Below are 19,562 nucleotides of genomic sequence, written 5' to 3'. Positions count from 1 at the left end.
CCATGTTAAAAAATATAATACGTCATCCGATATTCATATCTTCGCTACTTGCTATCGTTTTAGTCGGTGTTTTAACAGCGTTACATATGTTATACCCAGATACCATTTCTGAGACTATCTTATATTTCGGTATTGGCATCATTGCTTTGGCATTTTGTGCTTATCAAATCGTTCTTTTCGTTAAAAAGAGAAAACAAAGCAGAGAACAGCAACTAGAAACAGAAGAAGAAGCTTTAAGCTTAGTCTTGAGACCATTGCTAATCAGCTCCAAGAAAAAACCAATTTATCTGATGATTGGTAACAAATCAGCGGGTAAGAAGCAGTTCCTATTCAGTTCAAATGCAATCAAATCGATTGATACTGCTCGTTCGACAAAAAACGACTTTTTCGAATGGTATGAATCTGACGAAGCCGTCTATTTAAAACCTGACCAGCGTTTAGTGTTCCAGGAAGTCTCCGCCGCTGACTCTCTGCTCTGGGATGCGATGGTGTCGGAGGTCATTCGAAATCGCCCACGTAAACCCTTTGCTGGCTGTTTGTTCTTTACAGACATAGAGTTTTTGATTATTTCGGAAGAAGAACAGGTCGATTACGCTCTTACCGCTTTGATTGAACGCATTACCTCTATCTGCGAGCGCACCAATACGGCACTGCCTGTGTACATGGTGATGTCGAAGCTGGATAAGCTTCAAGGTTTCAAAGAGTATGTGCAGCTTAGCCCTCTAAAACACAATGTCGAATATCTATCCATCCCACTTAAGGATTCGAAAGGTATCTTAGTTGACTACTACCGTGATAGCTTCAACAACTTAGTCAAAGTCATTGAGCAAAACGCACTAGACTCAACTTCTCAGTCTAATGACACCAAAGAAAAACAAGCCATTCTGTCATTCCCAAAACAGTTGGAAATCTGTCAGAAAGAGATCGAGTATGTCGTTCAGAGATTAAGTGAAGTCAACCGCGGGGCATACTTTCTTGATCTACGAGAGATGTTTTTTTCTTCTTGCCTGCAAGGGGGAAGAAAGTACAACTTACTTGCCAAAAGCTGCAGTACTTACTTTAACTTGCCTATTATCGCGTCTGAGCACACTCAATTATCTGAAATACCGTATTTCACGCGTTTTCTTGTCGAGTCTCAAATTTTACCAGAAGCCGATTTTGCTGGTGAGAACAAAACCTACCTGAAGAGAATACTGCGCCAGAGCCGATTGGCTATGGTGGCTTCTATCGTATTCTTGGCGGGCGGAGCATACATGCTTGGTACGACACTAGACAGCAATCTAAGAGTTATCTACCAGCTATTGAACATTGAGACTGACGATCGAGCAGCAAACTCAGGTCGCTTACTTGATGATAAACTCGCTCGTGCCATTGCTCAGATTCAGCCAGTGTATGGCGCATGGGTTGAAGGTAGTGAGGCCCTAGACCAAGAACTAGTATCCCTTAATGTCAGCCGCCTAGAGCCAACAACCAAGATGGCATATCGAACACTGCTGAAGTCAATTCAGCAAGAATTGATACCAGTGATCGAACAATCGTATCGTGTTCAGTTAACTAAGTACCAAGACAAGCCGATTCAAGCGCTTCCTGTCCTAAAAGGATACTTAATGTTGAAAGAACCGAGCAAGCGTGATTTGCCCTTTATGACGGCGCAGACTCAATTAACTCTTTCAAAGGTGATTGGCAACTCAGAACAAGTCAATGACGCGATGAAGTTTCTTAATGCTTACTTCAGAACAGACTTCGAGCCGGTCAATATCAACATGGGCATCGTACGCGCTACTCGTCGCAGCCTATTGTCACAATCAAACGTTGACTTGGTTTATGCGCAGTTAATCAACCAAGCAAACACTATAGACTTGGGCACGTTGAACATTGAACGCGCTGTTGGTTTCGACTTCAATAACATCTTTAATGATCAAATCGACCAAGAGCTCCTTGATATCAGCAAAGTGTATACCGCAACTGGTTTCAGCACTTTCTATCGTCCTCGTGTTGATCTGATGTCAAAAGATGTCATCACCAACAACTGGGTATTGGGTCTATCTAAGAATGTCACGCCAACCAAAGAAGAGCATGAAGCATTTAAAGATCAAATCCGTAAAAAATACACCGACGACTACATTAGTTACTGGCGCAATGCGCTGAGTGAACTTAAGGTGAAAAAATACGACTCGATTGGCGATTTGACCAACGCTATCGATCTGGTTTCTGGTCCATCTTCACCATTGACCACGGTATTGAAACAAGTCTACTCAAATACTCACTTTTCTCCAGTAGGCGAAAAAGAGCTGCTCGCAAACAAATTGCCAAAAGTCGCCACAGAAGCGATCGACAAACTCACAGATTCGGCAGAAGAGCTTGTTCAACCTGACTACCTGTTAATGCAGCGTGTCGAACAAGCGTTCTTTCAACTGAACCAGTTACAGATCAACGAAACGCCTAACTCCCCTACTCCTTGGGATGAAATTGTGACTGCGTTGAGCCGTTTGCGAACCTACATGAAAGATATCGCTGACTCACCGGATCCACAAATGGCATCGCTCTTGGCAGCGCGCTCACGCATGCAAAGCTCAGAAGCCGATCCAATTATTCGTTTGAAACAGATCGCACAAAAATCACCAGAACCTGTACGTAGCTGGTTATTAGGAATGGTTCAGCAAAGCTGGTCTGTGATGATCACAGAGTCAGCTAAAGGCGTTCAAACTCAATGGTATAGTGATGTCTATACAAAGTATCGTGATTTGGCTCTGAACAAGTATCCATTCGATTTAAATGCTGAAGAAGAGATTGCACTAGAAGATTTTGAACTGTTATTCGCTACAGGTGGCATAATTGATACCTTCGTCCAAAACAATCTAGCATCGTTTTACGATACTAACCTTTGGACACCAAAGCGTGTCGATGGTGAAACCATGCCATTAACACCAGAACTTCTGGTTCAACTTAAAAACTACAATGTGATACGCGACACTTTAATCAACAAGAGTACCAACCGTGTCTCGATACCATTTAGTACCAAGATTCTCGACTTAGACTCTAGCGCTATTCGTGCAACCGTGAAAGTCGCAGATTCTCAAATGAGCTACTACCACGGTCCAAGTCGCATTAGGGAACTGGAATGGCCACCTAAGAGCGGCGACTTCAACGTGAGTATTACTATCCAAGACGTAACTGATGAGGGCAAACAATACGTACTAAGCAAGAATGGCCAGTGGGCAATCTACAGGCTATTAGGCCAATCCACACTAACGAATCAACATGATGGAAGTTTTGTTAGTGATATTACCGTTTCAGGTCGTGACTTGAAACTACGAGTGAAGCCACTCTCTCAAAGGAATCCATTTACCTTAGCGGAGCTGTATAACTTCTCTCTACCCGAAACCATCAACCTATAAAATATACATATAAAAACAACGTAAGGCAGGATATATGATGTCAACTACTAACCTTCAGGGTTTAGACAAACTAGATCGGAAAATTCTATCTACTCTTTTGTCTAATGGCCGAGAGTCAATCGCTAACTTATCGCGAAACATTGGCTTGTCGCGTACCGCCGTCGCTGAACGTATCAGCCGACTGGAAAAAACCGGTATTATTAAAGGCTATACTGCGCAGATCAGAGTGGAAGAAGAAAGCGGTAACGCAGCCAGTTACTTGCTGATTTCATGTGAAAAAGGCAAGAAAAATGATGTCACGGAAGCACTTAAAGAGCTTCCTGAGGTGAGACTAACCAGTATTGTTGGTGGTACTTACGATATTATTGCTCTCATTGAAGCGCCGGATCTTCAGTCGATACATACCCTGTGTAATGAAATAGAGTCGTTTAGCGGCATTCAGTCACTCAACAACACAGTGGTTTTACATCAACCTATCCGACGCTAACCTTTGTCAAGGTTTGTGTAAGACATATAAAAAAACCCGCGGATGCGGGTTTTTTATTACTGTTAAAGCTGGCCGATTTGTTTGATTGAGGCATCTTTTGTACCTGGGTCGCCCAACCATATCGTCTGACCCAGTAAATTGCCCTCACCCTGTCCCAGTTCATTTTTAGGGATGGTATCAAGCCGAACTTTCATAATCAGATCCCATGCCAGCGGATCGCGTAAGATGAATTGCATTAAGCCTATTAAAGTCTTGTAGTTCTCTCTACCCGGCAGAAACGTTTGGTAAGTTGAAAAATCTATATCTTCTATACGTAGATGAAACTTACCCACCAAATCCGGCACCGTTTTTCCCAAGTGCAGATCCTGTCCAAGCACGCAATTGACGTGATTCAGCTTGTTTCGTTGCGACTTGTGGATAGAGACCCGGCGGTAGATCCACTCATCCACATTCACATCATCCAAAGTAAAGTAGTGCGCCACAATGCCTGATATCAATTTCGGAGAACGTGTCCGAGTGGATAATTGACTTACGTATGAAAGAAGCTTTGCTCTGTCCAGCTCACTGACTTCGGCTTCTTGCATAACTGATGACAAGCCAAGTAGGTGTAGCATCCGTCCAGAAAACGGATCTTTGGCTTCACTCTGATATTGAATGTGGTAGCGGTACTTCTTCCAAACCCGATAAACCAACGAAATATGGCGATTGTGGAAAAAGTCAAAAAACTGTTTTACTGGGTTTTCTTCATCCTCACGCCCAGCCAGTTTCTCGGTATAAGAAGAAGGTAAAGGGGAGCTTGAACCATGAAGACCAAGAAAAGTCACCTCTACTCGTGAATAAGGGTTACCGTCTACTTCATAATGCGACACATAGTCGATATCACTTCTCGGAAAGGCCAAGCTCGGCGAAACACTGAAACGAATATGTTCTTGCGAAACGTACTTGTTCTGCCCTATCCCGTTATAAGCGAATTCTGTTTGAGCTTGATAGTATTTTTCCAGCAGTGATACTGCTTGAAAAAAGCCAAACTCATGAGTTTTGTGTTCAATTTGAGTAATCATAGAACCGTCTGTTGCCCAGCCAGACTAGGCCAATGGTAGTTTTCACCCGTTTTCTCATCGAAAACTTCTAGCTCAGTGAACGAGTTTAAACTTGAGTACAAACGGATAAACTCGTTCAACACATTAACTAATAGGAACATATCACCTTCGTTAACAAAATGTGCAGAGTCAACCGTTAACGTAAACTGTGTTCCTCGAATTGCAGTACCTCGGAACACCCGATCTACTGGTTTCATTTCTGATTTTTTGATGCCATCAAGACGTTGTATCGACGCTCGGTGAGCTTGACGATCCACCCTAGAGTGGAAATCATAGGTAGACAATAGTACTTTAAGTACATCAATGTTGGCGAGTGATAGATAGTTAAGCGACATATTAGCGATCAACTGCCATTGCAATTCACCATTAACCTGTGGGCTCACAGATTGAGTCGGTTTGGTAATATTGGAAAAACTCGCGAATGTAGTAGAGTTAGGTGACATGTCTTCCACATGCCCAACAGACAAACGCTCAGCAAGGTCACCATTGCTACAAGTTAACTTCATCAACACCGTTTCGGAGCCCAGATCGGCGATATCACTGTTGTGGGTATGGAAAGAAATATAACGCTCCAAACCTCGCCCACTGATTCGTTCTGAAACCTTAGTTTTATAAAACTCGCGCTTATCACGCTGATTCACCTGATGTTCGAACGATTCAAACTCGATTAGCTTCTTACGGGTTCGCTCACTCTTGCTCCAAGTCTCTACATTCTCAATCGAGTAGACTTCGTAGTGATCCTGATTAGAGCTTTGTGGTCGAACCTTATACTCACTGCGGCGATGTTCGAGACGGATTGGGTCAGCATCTATGTCGAAAAGGTTAACAGCAGGCGTACAATGTAAGCGTAAATGCTTGTTCTTTATCACAACTTCAGAAGGTAGCGCTCTTTTGAACACAAACGACATGGTGAGGCTAGAACGGCTAGGCACACCACTTAACCAATCCAAATCTGTCACGTCGAAAAACATGAACTTCTCTGGCAGAGAAAAATACTCCTGAAGCAGACGATAACCGGCAAAAGAGTTGGCACCATAAGGTAGCAGGGCTTCGTCATCGCCAAAACCGACAGGTTTAATACTGCTCGCAGGGAGTTTTCTCTTGACCCCACCGCCTACATCGACCTCAATGTAATCAAGGTAACGGAACAACCACAAGTACAACGTCCGTGTCACATGGACTTCGCCATGTAAATGGAAGCGCAATGAATCCATTTTTAGCCTAGACAGCTCCTGCCCATATTCGGTCGCAATCGTCACATCGACGTTTGAGCTCGTTCGGCTATTTGACTGCTCGATGTTCGTTAGGGTAATAGGATACAGCGAGATATCGTAACAGGTACGAAATAAGCACTCTGTCTCTTCAACCGGTTTACTCGCCATCTCGACGCCGCGTTTAACGACGATTTTCTCGGTCATACTTCCGAGATGTGGCTTGAATTCAGAAATACACATCGAAGGCACAGAACGCATGTAATGAGGCCAAAGCAACGTCATCAATGACTGTGTCAACTCTGGCAATTCATCGTCTATTTTTTCGCGAATACGTCCGGTAAGGAAAGCAAAACCTTCAAGCAGACGCTCGACATCGGGGTCATAGACACCTTCACCGAGAAAGTTGGTCAGCTTTGGATGATACTTTGCAAATTCACTCCCGGCTTCTCGAAGATAGGAAAGTTCATCTTGGAAATATTTACTGTTGCTCACGAAGATTTCTCCTGAATTTACACGTTGAACTGGCCATCAACGCCCATGAACACATTGATAGACATTGGTACCTGCCCACCGTTGTGAGAAACCTCACCGGTGATGCCAAAACTCAGCTGCAAGGGATTATGGAAGTCCTGTCGATACGTGACTTCGATATCACCCAAGCGAGGTTCAAACTTAGCAATGGTCTCGCGAATATTCTGCTGAATATGACGCACCAAGTTTGATTGGCTGGCTAGGACATCATTAAAGTCAGGAAGACCATAATCATTGTCTATCATTGCATTCCCGGCATGCGTGTTTAGCAAGTCAGCGAGATGAATGTGAATAGATTCAATAAGATGTTTGTGAGAAACAACTTTTTCGTAGCAATTCTTGGGTTCACCCAATTCAATGCGTTCGAGTAAGCGATAACCTTTTTCCATACTGAACTCTAAAAAGAGCGGTCAGAAAAACTGACCGCTCGAAACTTAAACATATGCTCTGATTACTGGTCCAGTTTACCAACTAGAGACAGATCGAAGCTCGCACCCATGTACTTGAAGTGTGGACGAACAGACATTGATACCTTGTACCAGCCCGGATCGCCTTCAACATCAGATACTTCAACCTTCGCAGCGCGAAGTGGACGACGACCACGTACTTCTGCTGGCGGGTTTTCCTGATCTGAAACATACTGACGAATCCACTTGTTGAGTTCGATTTCTAGGTCAGAACGCTCTTTCCACGAACCAATTTGCTCACGCTGTAGAACTTTGATGTAGTGGGCAAGACGGTTGATAATGAACATGTATGGCAGCTGAGTACCCAGCTTGTAGTTCATTTCTGCGTTTTTACCTTCCGGCGTATTCGCGTAAACCTTAGGCTTTTGAATTGAGTTAGCAGAGAAGAACGCTGCGTTGTCAGAACCTTTACGCATAGTCAGCGCAATAAAGCCTTCCTCTGCAAGTTCAAACTCACGGCGGTCAGAAACAAGGATCTCTGTCGGGATCTTAGTTTCGATTTGTCCCATTGACTCGTAGTTGTAAACTGGTAAGTCAAATACAGCACCACCACTTTGAGGACCGATGATGTTCGGACACCAGCGGTACTTTGCAAAAGACTCACTGATCTTAGATGCCATCGCGTACGCTGAGTTACCCCACAAGAAGTGGTTGTGGTTGTCTGTTACCAACTCATCATAGTCAAATGCTTTGATTGGGTTGTCTTCAACTGAATAAGGGTTACGTAGCATGAAACGCGACGTACACAGACCTAGGTAACGTGAATCTTCATGTTCACGCAGACCACGCCATTTCGTGTACTGAGGACCTTCAAATACCGACTTCAGGTCTTTCATGTTTGGCAGCTCTTCGTAGCTGTCTAAACCAAAGAACTGAGAAGATGCAGACGTGATGAACGGCGCATGTGACATTGCACCAACGTTCGCCATGTATTCCATCAACTTGATATCTGGGCTAGAAGACGTTAGCTGGTAATCACAGATTACTGCACCAACTGGCTTACCACCAAACTGACCGTACTCACGTGTGTAGATCTGCTTGTAAAGGCCTGATTTTACAACCTCTGGAGCGTCTTCGAAATCATCCAGCATTTCGTCTTTCTTAGCTGAAATCAGTTCGATAAGGATGTTCTCGCGGAAATCCGTGTGATCAACCAAGTACTTAAGACCACGCCACGTAGATTCGATCGCTTGTACTTCTTCGTTGTGAAGAATCGCATCGACCTGCTTTGATAGCTTTTGGTCAATCTCACCAATCATCAAATCAACCAGAGACTGATCAACTTTTTCGGCAGACTTATTACTTAAGAGTTCACCAATGAACGCTTCAACACCACGCTTTGCAACTTCAAAGCCTTCGTCCTGAGGCTTCAGGCGTGTTTCGGTAAGAATGCTATCCAGAAGAGAACCAGATTCGACCTGAGTCTCACTTTGTTCTGGAGCTTGTGCTTCTGTTGTCATAATATCCTCTTATTCGGCCTTTTCAGCATCTTGGTTTTCACCAATGCTGAGTTCTTCTAGTAATTTCTTACGAGCTTCTTCATCCTGAAGAACAGCAGCGATCTTCTTACGGAATGCAGGTACGTTGCCTAGTGGACCTTTTAGTGCAACCAGTGCTTCACGAAGCTCTAGCAGACTGTTGAGTTCTGGAACACTTTTAGCAATCGCCTCAGGAGTAAAGTCCTTCATGTTCTTGAACGTTAGATCAACACCAAGCTGTGCACCCTCTTCATCAGAAAGACGGTTTTCAACATTAACTTTTAGGTTTGGAGCATAGCCTTCCAACACTTCGTTAAAGTTGTCTTTATCAATATTAATTGGCGTACGTTCTTCAATTGGTGTCTCATCAGCACGTGCTGTGAAGTCACCAACCACCATCATATTCAACGGCAGTTCAACGTCTTCTTGCGCATCACCAGTCGCTGGAACGTAACGGATATTAATTCGCTCTTTAGGAGCTACCGAGCCATCGCGTGACATAATTAGTTCCTTATCTAATTGTGTTGTTTAGTTATAGATTGACTCCCACGCCTCAAACTTTGCAGGCAGCAATTCCTTGTTTGGATACAGCTGCTTCAGAATTTTTTGAGTTAATTCGTCTAATTGCAAAGAGAGGTGTGGTTCCCAGCCGCTAAGACTCATTTCGTCCCTGATAACCCATAACTTTTCAAGATAAGGCAAACAGAGCGCATAAAGACCAACAGCTTGGTAAGCTTTTACGATTTGTAAATGCAGCATAAATTGCCCTCGCCCTGAGCTATCCAGTTCAAGGTTTTGCGCGACTTCTGCTACGCGTTCTCCCAAGTTTTCGAGAGTTACATCGTCCATTGACACCAAATCGCCTTCTTGCACCACGACGCTAGGCAGTACTTGCTGCCCGTTACCGGTGGCCGATGAACGCGCTTTATTCAGCCATTCAATCGTTGCTTCGTTGGCAAATGGAATCGAATTCTTAAATGACAGCACTTCAATACCCGGCAGAGACTGGGCGAAGGCTTTTACCTCTTCCGAAACCGCTTGAGCCGCTTCTTCAAGGTTCAGGTTTTTTAACATCTGATAAACGTAGAAATGCCCAGTGAGCCAAAAAGGCGCATCCGTCAAAGTACGTTCAAGACGTTTAATCGTATCAAGATCACTTTCTTGCTTGGCTTTATCTCTATACTCAGACTGTTTGTCTTGCGAGACAGCAAGGATCAGCGGCGTTTCGTTATTCTGATGGTCTGGTAACTCTTCTATATCTGACCAGGTCAAATGCCTATGGATACGATAGGACAAAGCCAACTCAGGCTCTGCACTTAATAGGGTTTCGGCTACTTTTTTCAATGTACGCTTCGACGCCGTCGGCGATGAAAAATCGGTGTCGATGTCCACTTCTTTTGCGGGGCGTCTTGTCGGTGCAGCGACCGAAGGCTTGGGTTGTGCAGGTGTCACCTGAGCAGCTTTTGGCTCTGGTTGAGTTTCGGCAGGAGCTGGCTCGGTAGCCACTGGCTCTTGCGCCAGTTCTGGCTCAGTAGACGCCGAGTGTGACACGTCAACATTTGCGGATTGCATCAAGCGGTTGATCTCAGTGCGTAGTTCAAAGAAGTCCGCTTCCGAGTCTTGAAAGACCTCATCAAAGTGACGCTGAATCTCTTCAACACGATCATTACACTGTGACAACGCTTGCCAAGTCAGTTGTTCATTGGGCAGTTTAGGCAAGGCAAGCTTAAGCTGATGGTTAAGCCACTCTACGGCGCCGTCTCGACCACGTTTACGACGTGGGTACAAATCCGCACCAAAGCGCGCTAAAGACTCAGCCAGCAGTGAGAGCCCCTTTTCGAGACCACTTAATCCGTCACTTTCAACCATAGCGCGCGACAGGTAGCACATGGCTTTGAAGTCTTTACTATGCTGAGTAATCACTTCAGTGGCATGATTTTGAACCACTGACCAGTCAACCGTTTCACCAAACAAAGAACCAAACTTCTTAACTTCCGCTTCCATCATTTCGAAGCTAAATTCGTAGCGGGCATCTTCACCGGTCGGTGATGCCTCATTGATAGGTTCTAAAAGCGCGTTAATTTCAACAGACATCCGTTAGCTCCTTGCACCTGGCTCATAATCGCTAATTGCACGTTTGACCGCCAACGCGCCTCGTGCAGGCTTGGATTTTTTATGACTCTTGCGGATAGCATCACTGGCCATGCTATTCAGTAATTGAGTGACTTCGCTGAATTTTTTCGGCGCATTCACTTCGAGATCGTTGAGCGACGAATTAAGCTTCGCCTTCTCGAAAATCACTTGCTCTGTCACCGTGCTGAATAGAATGTACTCGCTACGCGCAACCTTGAGTGCACGAACCTTAGCGTTCAAATCGGCAGTATTACCAAAATACTGTTTGGCGGCTTCTGCCTGCTCAATGGCGCGTGAGTAATAATGCTGTTCAGCATTAGCATCAATGGTTGCGTAAACCTTATTCAAGACAGCACTAGGTAACACTTGGCTATAGTAATAAGATTCAGCCTGATGATTGGCCCATGCACTCTTCATGTAATCATCAACGGCTCTAGCTTGGCCACTCAAGATCAAATTGACTAGTTCAGCATCCTGTTTACCCATGTAACTAGTCATTTTTTGCGCTTCAACCGTTAATGTGTTCAGGTTTGACATCACCTTGTTAAATGAACGCTCGGATTTAGCAAACAATACGCCATCATTGTTCAAACTTGCATGAAGCGAAACAAGTTGCGAACGCATCTCCTTGAGCACCAGAGGAAGATTACCCGCAAGTTCACGCCTCAAGTTCAATGCATCTTCATTCTGCTGATAAACAGTAAGTAGCTTGGTCTGCTGCACTTGATAAGCATCCTGATAAGGAGCCATCATGACGACATCATTCGACATGTCATTTAATGCTTGCTCAACCTTCCACGGCGGTTGTGCAAGAAATGATGCAGTTTGAGCCGGTTTGATGGTATTGACCAAGGCACTCGATTCACTAAAGCCAGGCTTGGCTGAAGGCTTCCACTCGGGCTGCATATAATCGTAAAAGTAAGTCCCCGTTACCAGAAGAACCGAAGCCACTAACGTCGCTTCCAAATACTTAAATCGACCGAAGGCAAATTTGTCACTCACGCTGTGCTGCGTCAGTACCAGATCGGCATTTCTAAGATTTGAAAAAATAGGCGCACTGTTATCCGACTTTAACGCCTGCGTATCAATACGGGCCAATGCCTGTGCAAATGAAATTGCCGTGTAACCATGGGAGCGAGGTTTGTTAATAACATTTTTAAGCAGCGACCAAACATGTTTCGGGATCAGCTGGCAACGCTTGTTTTGTCCCAACAACTGACGCCAAACGTCGCCGTAAGACGAGCCGAGGAAGAGATGACCTGTCAATAGGGCCAATGAATAAACGTCATCTTGCGGTTTCGCTACGCCACTCTCGACATACATAGGTGAGGCGTAATTCATACTCACCTCTGCTGGGCCCTGCGATTCCTCAGTGTAACGAGCTGCGCCAAAATCAATCAGTTTGACGCTATCATCTTCAGCCACCAGCACATTGGCAGGCTTAATATCTAGATGGCATACGCCTCGGGTGTGCATGTACTCCAGCGCACCAGCAAGCTGATAAATCAGCCAGGCGATATGATCGTGACGGAAGCCCTTCTTCGAGTGTCTTTCTATTTTTTCAGCTAAGGATTCACCATGTATCCATTCATACATGATGTAGGGGCGATCAAACTCGTTACCGATCTTAATAAAATCAGCTACGCTTGGATGCTGAGAGATTTCAAGCTTACTGGCTTCACTAATCAGTGACGAATGTTCATGGCTAGAAGTACCTTCATTGGCAACTTTACAACACACCTGTTTATCAGGCTCACCTTGTTTTGCTAGGTGATATAAGGTTGTATTGCCATTTTTTGAAGGAAAAGATTCAAGCACGTCGAATTGTGAGAATAAAACATATTCCAACTTGGGCTTGTTTCTCTGCGCTTCCTGCAGCTCTAGCTGTTTTTTTCTCTCAATCGCTTTATGAACTAGCTGATTGATATAGCTGTCGCTTGATCCATTTTGATCAGACACGTTCCACTCTTTAGCCAAATGATAATAATAACTAGGGAAGCATAATAATTAGTTTAAATATTGCTTTTCAACCGCATAAAAATAAAAAGCCCACTATCCCTATCAATTTAGGCATAATGACTGTAGAACCGACCTTACGTGTTTCTATTTTGACGGTTTTAGAGCAACACTTTTTATTCAAATTGATCTACCATCTAGTAGATTTGAACCAATTAAGCATCTTCACACCGAGATATTCTTAATAAACCGCGATCACCATCTAGCCCATACATAAACAAGCAAGCTGGGTCCGATGAAGGATGCATTTGGGAGAAGCTGCACAGCAAAGCCATCGCAGACGATTGCCCTAATGTTCCCCATAAACCATTGATAAGCACAGGCTGATCAGGGTTAGTGAATTTCTCTGCTCTTGCACCGAGGGCAAAGCCATAATCCTCGGTATGATGTCGAGAATTATTCAAGTCAGAATAGATATAGCCTAAGTGTTCAAAAGCCGCTCCAGCTTTGCGAACCAAGCGCATCATACCTCTGCGATCCGACGTGTTCCATTCAGCCACAAAGTAGTCAAGCGATGCAACGGGCTTTAACTTGAGAGTGTCAACAATGTTTTTCTTAGTGAAAATGACACCCCCACCACCTTCACTGGGGATCAACCCCCATGGATTTTGACTTCCTTGCACATTGTCATCGGCAATAAGTGGGGCTAACTCACTGAATAAAGAGTCAACCGCGATACAAAGAACCGCATCTTGCTGGTTTAGGATAGTCAGGGAATCATGGATAAAACGCGGTCCGCCGATATGGGTAATGTCGATCTTTGACAACCATTTGGCGTGTTTACTCGCCTCTACCCAAGCTTGTAGACGGTTATTATCCGTCGACTCAGGGACAGAGATCACCACGGGAACAGGCCTAAGCGTTTTGGGTAGCTTAGCTAACATAGAAGAAAGCAGCGAATCGATCATTTCGACTACCCTTTCTTGCTTTTTGTCTGCTTTAATAAAGTCCGCTTTAGCGAAAGTAAACTTATCGATACCATTTTCAGCGGGTTGCTGATTGAATCGTGCAAGGTCAGCTTTGGCGACAGCGAGTGAAATATCTAGGTTCATGCCCATTGGCGTCAATACATCAACATCAAGAACGTATCGACCATATACATTACTCATGCGCTTTCTCTCGCTTTAGAAATCGTGGAAGACACCAGCAGGTGTTCTTTGCCCTGACAAGGGAATGAAGCGTTGTAGCTAATCGTAAGACGTTGTTCTTCAGTATCAACAAACAGTGTGTACATTGCCATAGCAGCGCTTAGCTTCTCTTCACCAAAATCGGCCACAGCGACATACTTCTCAGCCGGAATGCGAAAAGCCAACACGTCGTCATGAGAGAAACCACTCATCATCAGGCGCTCACCACCTTCTAAGAAGCCATTGCACTGCTGATCTTCAGGGGCAGATTGGTAAAACTTCGGGTTAAAGTCTTCTGGCAATAAGGGGCGTCTATGCTCTTGCCAAGCATCATCAAATGTCCCAGCGTACTTAACCCTCTGAGTAAAAAAGGGCGGGATAGGCCCAAGGCCTGCTACGCGCAAGTTTTTGGTGTTAGGTGCCCATTCTTCATTAGGATAAAACACTGACGGAACTGGCATTGCCATCAACTCAGCACTGCTTTTCGCCACGCCACAACCAACACGGTTACGCTCATCCCCACCCAATGCTCTTGAGTAATCAATCTCAGCTTCAACATACGCTGTTGGATGAGAAACCGTCACTGTACCACCGTGTTCGACCCACTTACGTTCACCATGAACAGCAATCGTCTTGTCGATATGACTATCGATGAGGAGACGACACTCGTGATAAGTCACTGGGCGCTTAGCGTAAGCGCGTGCTTTGCCGTACACCAAAACGTCGGTATTTTGCTTTGATACTGGAAACTCATGGTCGACTTTCATCGCCGACATACCAGCTTCACCGAGATAAACAGGGTCATCGTAGATCTCCTCAGCCGGGACCTCTTGCCATGAACCCTCGTTGAGCTGCCATTGTCGTTTAGCCGCTATCACCCACACTTCGTGGCCATTTTGATCACGCTGGAAGCGACCTTTTACTAGCAATTCCGTTTCTTGTTCAATATCCCAAAGTTGCATTCTGATTCCTTAGGTTAAATCGTTCAATCGCAGCGGATTGCTCAGATAGCTTACTAAACAGCCAGTTTTGTTGTATTGCAGGCATGGCCCAATTCCAAGGAATGTAGACACGACCATGAATACAGAGATGACGCCATATCCAGGTTCGGTAGTTAGCGGGGATATTGTGATCCATCATGGCTTGGACACTCGATTCAAACGTCACAGGCACGCCATGTCGAATCGCTGTGTTGACATCGCTTTCACCACAATCACACCAGTTTTCAAGCACCGCCACCGCTTGTTCCCATTGATACTCAACCCCCAACAGATGTGGGTTGAGCGGGAAGCGCTCACCGTAGACAACATAAAGGGCAAACAACCACTCCTCCTGCCCATCTTCCAGCGTCATGAGGTGTTCCAAAGCCGTTTCAATCCAGTCTGGGCGGCCGGTTAACACCATCTGGATTGGCGCCATTTCGAGACTAGGATCAAACTGGTCAAACTCGACCAACTCAAGCAATTTAGCGTATGTCGCCACGTGCTCACTGAGCAGCGCTTGCTGTTCAACACCAAAACGCTTTCTAAACCAAGTTCCACGATCATGCTTACAGAGCAACAACTCAAACAAGTACTGTTCATCGTTGTCGATTTCATTAATCCACTCGATACTGTCTTCGACATCAAACTTGGCTAACACCGGATGCACTTCCTGTGCTTCAAGCGAGGTTTCCTTCAACCAGTGTTTGGCCAAACCAATACTTAATGTCTGACGCAGCCGCAACGCTTCAAAGCACAAGCTTCTCATTGAGACTTTGCCCTCGACAAGCTGCGTTAATGTGATATCCAGCGTGTGTCGTTTGGAGTGCAGTAGCAACAGAGTAGCTTCATTGGCGTCGATGGCTTCAGCCACCTTTATTGCTGCAAGAAGGTAGGCCGTGTGCGGCTCGAATTCAGGCTCTAACATCAGCCAAACGAAAAGCGCTGGTGCGGTGTCTTTTAGCTCGTACACCAGCCCCGGATGAAGCTTATAGAAGGCGATGTAAACCTGCTTAATCTCTGCCATCTGGCGTTCAACCAAACGGAGGTAGTCCTGCGAAGTCGCTGGATAACCTTTGCGATGCAACCTTACCCATTGCTTAAACAGAAAGGACAAGGACTCTATCGCGACCGCTGATTTCTCATGACAAAACTCAAGCCATGCTGGGCGCAGATCGCTCAGTAGCGCTATTTGCTCATCTAATGTTTGTATGACTTGGGTTAAATCACTGTCACTTAACGCTGAGCTAAGCTGTTGTTTGGTAATTCTTTGTCTCATACTCTATCTGCGTAAGTGGTTAGTTGATGGCAACCGTACCACCCTGAATTTTCTGCGCTTTTTCTGCTTGCGAAGTCACATACTTCGCTTCAGTCGTCACTCGCCCATCTCTGCCGCTGTAGCGAGTTTGGGTATCACCACTTTTTAGCGTCAGTTCTTGATTGGTTTCTATTGTCATCTTCTCCGCGCGGAGAATGATCTCTTGATCCTCGCTCAGCATAGAAAAGAACACATCCGTCACTATAGGTAAGCTGATATCTTGGTTAACGAACTCAATACGACAATGAAGCTTGTTATCCATAGCAAACTTAAGTTCTGATCGAGTAAAGCCTCGGCCTAGCTTTGCGGAAAGAGGCTGACCAAATGGGTTTCCTTCAAAATCGACTCTGACGCTATCTTTTGCTTCATTCACGCCGACTATCGTGCCAAAACGGGAAAAGCAAGCCGATTTCTCGGCTTGCTGCGTTTCTTGTTCAAACTGTTGTTGGTGTATTTGTTGTTTCATTAGTTAATCGCTACATTGCCACCTTTAATCACAACTTTGTCGCTGCCTTCAACCGTAATCGAAGAACCAGTCAGCTTGATACTTCCATCGCTATTCATCACTAAGGAAGAGCCACCAGTCTTAAGGACAATTTTGTCACCACTGACCACCTGAGTTGCAGCGTCGGCTTTATACGATGTGTTGCCTTTTACTGAAACAGTGAGGTCGCCACCGACCGTTTGGTTATCGTCTTTACCAATGTCAGCAGAGCGCGAAGCACCAACGACCAGGTTGCTGTTCTCACCGACGTCTAGATCGTCGTTTTTGCCAATCTTAGTCGAGCGGTTATCGCCAATCTCAAGTGTTGAGTTGTTCTTAACAGACTGTGTTTCATTAGCGTTATAAGTAACGGTCACATCCTGTTCAACGGTTTCAGTAAAAGTGCTGTTCACCTGAGTGGTTTTGTGACCATCGATCGTTTCTTTATGGTCGCCATGAACTTCGTTAGTCTGGTTGCGGCCCACTTCAAGGAACTCATCCTGACCAATATCGCGGTAACGGTTGTTGAGTACCTTAGTCGCCATGTCTTTTTGAGCATGGAAGTAAATCTCTTCCTGATTCGCTTCATCCTCAAAACTCATCTCGTTATAGCCCGTGCCCTTGTGCGTTTGGGTACGGAATGTGGTACGAGTTTTGTTCTCTGGCAATGAATACGGAGGATAGTGCAGACCATGGTAAACAGCGCCTGTAACCAGCGGACGGTCTGGGTCGCCTTCAAGGAAGGTGACCACGACTTCATGGCCAATACGCGGCAGGTACACTGCCCCCCAAGACGGCGCTGCCATCGATTGGCTCACACGAATCCAACAACTTGAATTTTCGTCATTGTTGCCGTATCGATCCCAGTGGAACTGAACTTTAATTCGTCCAAGTTCATCGGTATAAATCTCTTCGCCAGCAGGCCCGACCACAACCGCAGTGTGAGGCCCCTCAACTACAGGTGGAGACGGTTTTTTTGCTTTAAAAATCACATCACGTGGGATGCAAATAAAACTGTTATCGTAATGCGTCGGCAGACCACTGTTTTCATCTTCATGAACTTGGGGATCATGACCATTGTGGTTGACAGACAGCATGGTGTAGTCACGATTGACTGCACTGCGTGGATGCTCACTAATATTGAAGCTATAACCCGGCACCACGCGCATAATGTTCGACACCGCGGCGATCTGATTATTATCGACCTGATGCTCAGCGATCCATTCTGATGCACGCACCTGCCCCATCACTGGGTCGACGTAACGACCTGGATAGTCGAACAATTTAAGATCCTGATCTAAAGTGCCGTCACTCGACATTTGTTGTGGGATCTTTGGCTGTTCATAGTTGTAATCGGTGTAAGTGGTGCTTCCGGTTCTCACTCGGTTGATGGCCGTCAAATCAACAATATGTTCCCGATCAGCAACACCACCCGCATCTGAATGATAAACCAACGGGCCTAGGTAAGAGGCGTTAAGCGGAGTACTGAGCAATTCTGGAATGGCATCGTTGCTATCGACGATCACTAAGGTGTGATTGCTTTCAGTATGCTCGTAGTAGTACCACATACCATGTTCAGCGAGTATTCGGTGCACGAATACACTGTCGGTTTCACGATACTGAAGAACGTATTCTTTTTGTGGATACACACCAGACAATTCAAGACGATAGTCAGTAACAGACGCGTCGTCCAAGACTTGAGAAATGATATCTGGAGCCGCAAGATTTTGGAAAATGCGACAATCTTGGCGTTGGGTCAAGAACCAGCTTTGTGGCACCAGAATAATCTGGTAACGAGAGAACCTCCGGCCTGTGCCAAGGAATCGAACCTCATTGACCACACCGTGGAAAAAACGAGCAGAACCCACACCTTGACCAAACAGAGTCAGCAGTGCAGGTTTGCGGATAAGTTCTTCAAATGTAATATCAGCATCAAGTGAAAGTAATGAGAGGCTGACTTGAAAGTCTTTAGACAGTTCTTCATTCACTTGAAAACTTTCAACACGAAATTCATGCTCACTGCCTTGAACTTCAAACTTAAATTCTACGTCTATTGTCATACCTTTTACCTGATACAAATAATGAGATCAGGGCCAACATAAGTTGGCCCTTAGCGTTTGGTAAGACAAGCTTACGCTTCGCGTGGAGCACGCCAGTCGTCGTTACCGCCTTTACCCATAACTTCGTGAGTTACTTCGATTGCGCGGTAAGTGAAGCTAAGTACTTCTTCAGTTACACGGTCAGAAGTTGCAGCATCTTGACAGTGAGCCATGCGAGTTTGCATATCAACTAGAAGAGCATCAATCAGTTTGATTGTGTAGTAGTGCTCTTGCTTACCTTGTACAGAAGTACGGTAGAATTTGATGTTACACTCAGGTAGTTTCTCACCAGAAACTAGTGCGTTGAATAGAAGCGGTGAACAGCAGTCTTGTGCTTTAGTCACAATTACTGGCTTGTGAACGCGTTGACCTGTTGGCTGACCGCTTTGTGGATCACGTGGAATAGTTAGTACGTGATCAAGTTCTTGAACTAGGAACTCATCAACGTGAGCTTCTTGCCAAGAGTTACCAACTGAGTCAGCTGAGTAAGCATCTTTTGTGATATCGCCTTGAGTTTCACCTGTGATAGACATATATGCAGGAGTTGGCATCTTGTATTCCTTCTAATTTATTTAAATTTACCAAATCGCTTAACCGCGACGCTATTAACCTAATACAAAGAGCGTGCCAACTTTACAACCTATATAAATCAATAACTTAAAGTGTTTATCTTATTATTAGATAACCTTATCAATTCAATAAATTGGAAAATTTCACAACTTCTTGTGTT

15 protein-coding genes are annotated in these 19,562 nt (G+C 45.0%); 2 read left to right on the top strand and 13 right to left on the bottom strand.

What is annotated here, in order from left to right; translation table 11 throughout:
• Positions 1-2: 2 nt before the first annotated feature.
• Together tssM and TW84_RS17215 are read left to right on the top strand one after the other, a co-directional pair.
• The gene (tssM, locus tag TW84_RS17220) at positions 3-3,398 is read left to right on the top strand and encodes a type VI secretion system membrane subunit TssM (RefSeq protein WP_045976861.1); all 3,396 of its coding nucleotides are present in this window, start codon (positions 3-5) and stop codon (positions 3,396-3,398) included.
• Positions 3,399-3,432: 34 nt separating this feature from the next.
• Positions 3,433-3,885, top strand: a complete 453-nt coding sequence (locus tag TW84_RS17215) for an Lrp/AsnC family transcriptional regulator (protein ID WP_045976860.1) — start codon at positions 3,433-3,435, stop codon at positions 3,883-3,885.
• 62 nt (positions 3,886-3,947) lie between these two features.
• Here the strand turns inward: TW84_RS17215 and tssG are convergent, their stop codons facing one another.
• The 13 genes from tssG to TW84_RS17150 form a co-directional block, all read right to left on the bottom strand.
• Positions 3,948-4,946 carry a type VI secretion system baseplate subunit TssG gene (tssG, locus tag TW84_RS17210; RefSeq protein WP_045976859.1) on the bottom strand — a complete coding sequence of 333 codons (999 nt, stop codon included), beginning with the start codon at positions 4,944-4,946 and terminating at the stop codon, positions 3,948-3,950.
• Positions 4,943-6,691: a type VI secretion system baseplate subunit TssF gene (tssF, locus tag TW84_RS17205; protein WP_045976858.1), complete on the bottom strand. Its 1,749-nt coding sequence runs from the start codon at positions 6,689-6,691 to the stop codon at positions 4,943-4,945. The genes tssG and tssF overlap by 4 nt, the downstream gene beginning before the upstream one ends.
• 17 nt (positions 6,692-6,708) lie before the next feature.
• Positions 6,709-7,119 carry a type VI secretion system baseplate subunit TssE gene (gene tssE, locus TW84_RS17200; protein ID WP_045976857.1) on the bottom strand — a complete coding sequence of 137 codons (411 nt, stop codon included), beginning with the start codon at positions 7,117-7,119 and terminating at the stop codon, positions 6,709-6,711.
• 62 nt (positions 7,120-7,181) lie between these two features.
• Positions 7,182-8,657 carry a type VI secretion system contractile sheath large subunit gene (gene tssC / locus TW84_RS17195; RefSeq protein ID WP_045976856.1) on the bottom strand — a complete coding sequence of 492 codons (1,476 nt, stop codon included), beginning with the start codon at positions 8,655-8,657 and terminating at the stop codon, positions 7,182-7,184.
• Between the two features lie 9 nt (positions 8,658-8,666).
• Positions 8,667-9,176 (bottom strand): type VI secretion system contractile sheath small subunit, encoded by a 510-nt coding sequence (tssB, locus tag TW84_RS17190; RefSeq protein WP_045976855.1) that lies wholly within the window; start codon positions 9,174-9,176, stop codon positions 8,667-8,669.
• 27 nt (positions 9,177-9,203) lie between these two features.
• The gene (tssA, locus tag TW84_RS17185; protein WP_045976854.1) at positions 9,204-10,769 is read right to left on the bottom strand and encodes a type VI secretion system protein TssA; all 1,566 of its coding nucleotides are present in this window, start codon (positions 10,767-10,769) and stop codon (positions 9,204-9,206) included.
• Positions 10,770-10,772: 3 nt separating this feature from the next.
• The gene (locus TW84_RS17180; RefSeq protein ID WP_045976853.1) at positions 10,773-12,767 is read right to left on the bottom strand and encodes a serine/threonine-protein kinase; all 1,995 of its coding nucleotides are present in this window, start codon (positions 12,765-12,767) and stop codon (positions 10,773-10,775) included.
• Positions 12,768-12,979: 212 nt separating this feature from the next.
• Positions 12,980-13,933, bottom strand: a complete 954-nt coding sequence (locus tag TW84_RS17175) for a hypothetical protein (RefSeq protein WP_045976852.1) — start codon at positions 13,931-13,933, stop codon at positions 12,980-12,982.
• On the bottom strand, positions 13,930-14,913 hold the full coding sequence (locus tag TW84_RS17170; RefSeq protein WP_045976851.1) for a DUF2169 family type VI secretion system accessory protein: 984 nt from the start codon (positions 14,911-14,913) through the stop codon (positions 13,930-13,932). The genes TW84_RS17175 and TW84_RS17170 overlap by 4 nt, the downstream gene beginning before the upstream one ends.
• Positions 14,894-16,210, bottom strand: a complete 1,317-nt coding sequence (locus TW84_RS17165; protein ID WP_045976850.1) for a hypothetical protein — start codon at positions 16,208-16,210, stop codon at positions 14,894-14,896. Before TW84_RS17165 ends, TW84_RS17170 begins: the two co-directional genes overlap by 20 nt.
• Positions 16,211-16,229: 19 nt before the next feature.
• The gene (locus TW84_RS17160) at positions 16,230-16,715 is read right to left on the bottom strand and encodes a hypothetical protein (protein ID WP_045976849.1); all 486 of its coding nucleotides are present in this window, start codon (positions 16,713-16,715) and stop codon (positions 16,230-16,232) included.
• Positions 16,715-18,793: a type VI secretion system Vgr family protein gene (locus tag TW84_RS17155; RefSeq protein ID WP_045976848.1), complete on the bottom strand. Its 2,079-nt coding sequence runs from the start codon at positions 18,791-18,793 to the stop codon at positions 16,715-16,717. The genes TW84_RS17160 and TW84_RS17155 overlap by 1 nt, the downstream gene beginning before the upstream one ends.
• 71 nt (positions 18,794-18,864) lie before the next feature.
• Positions 18,865-19,383 (bottom strand): Hcp family type VI secretion system effector, encoded by a 519-nt coding sequence (locus TW84_RS17150; RefSeq protein ID WP_006961152.1) that lies wholly within the window; start codon positions 19,381-19,383, stop codon positions 18,865-18,867.
• Positions 19,384-19,562: the final 179 nt, after the last annotated feature.

The organism is Vibrio neptunius, from assembly GCF_000967495.1.
Lineage (GTDB): Bacteria > Pseudomonadota > Gammaproteobacteria > Enterobacterales > Vibrionaceae > Vibrio > Vibrio neptunius.
This window is presented reverse-complemented; position numbering and strand designations above follow the sequence as displayed.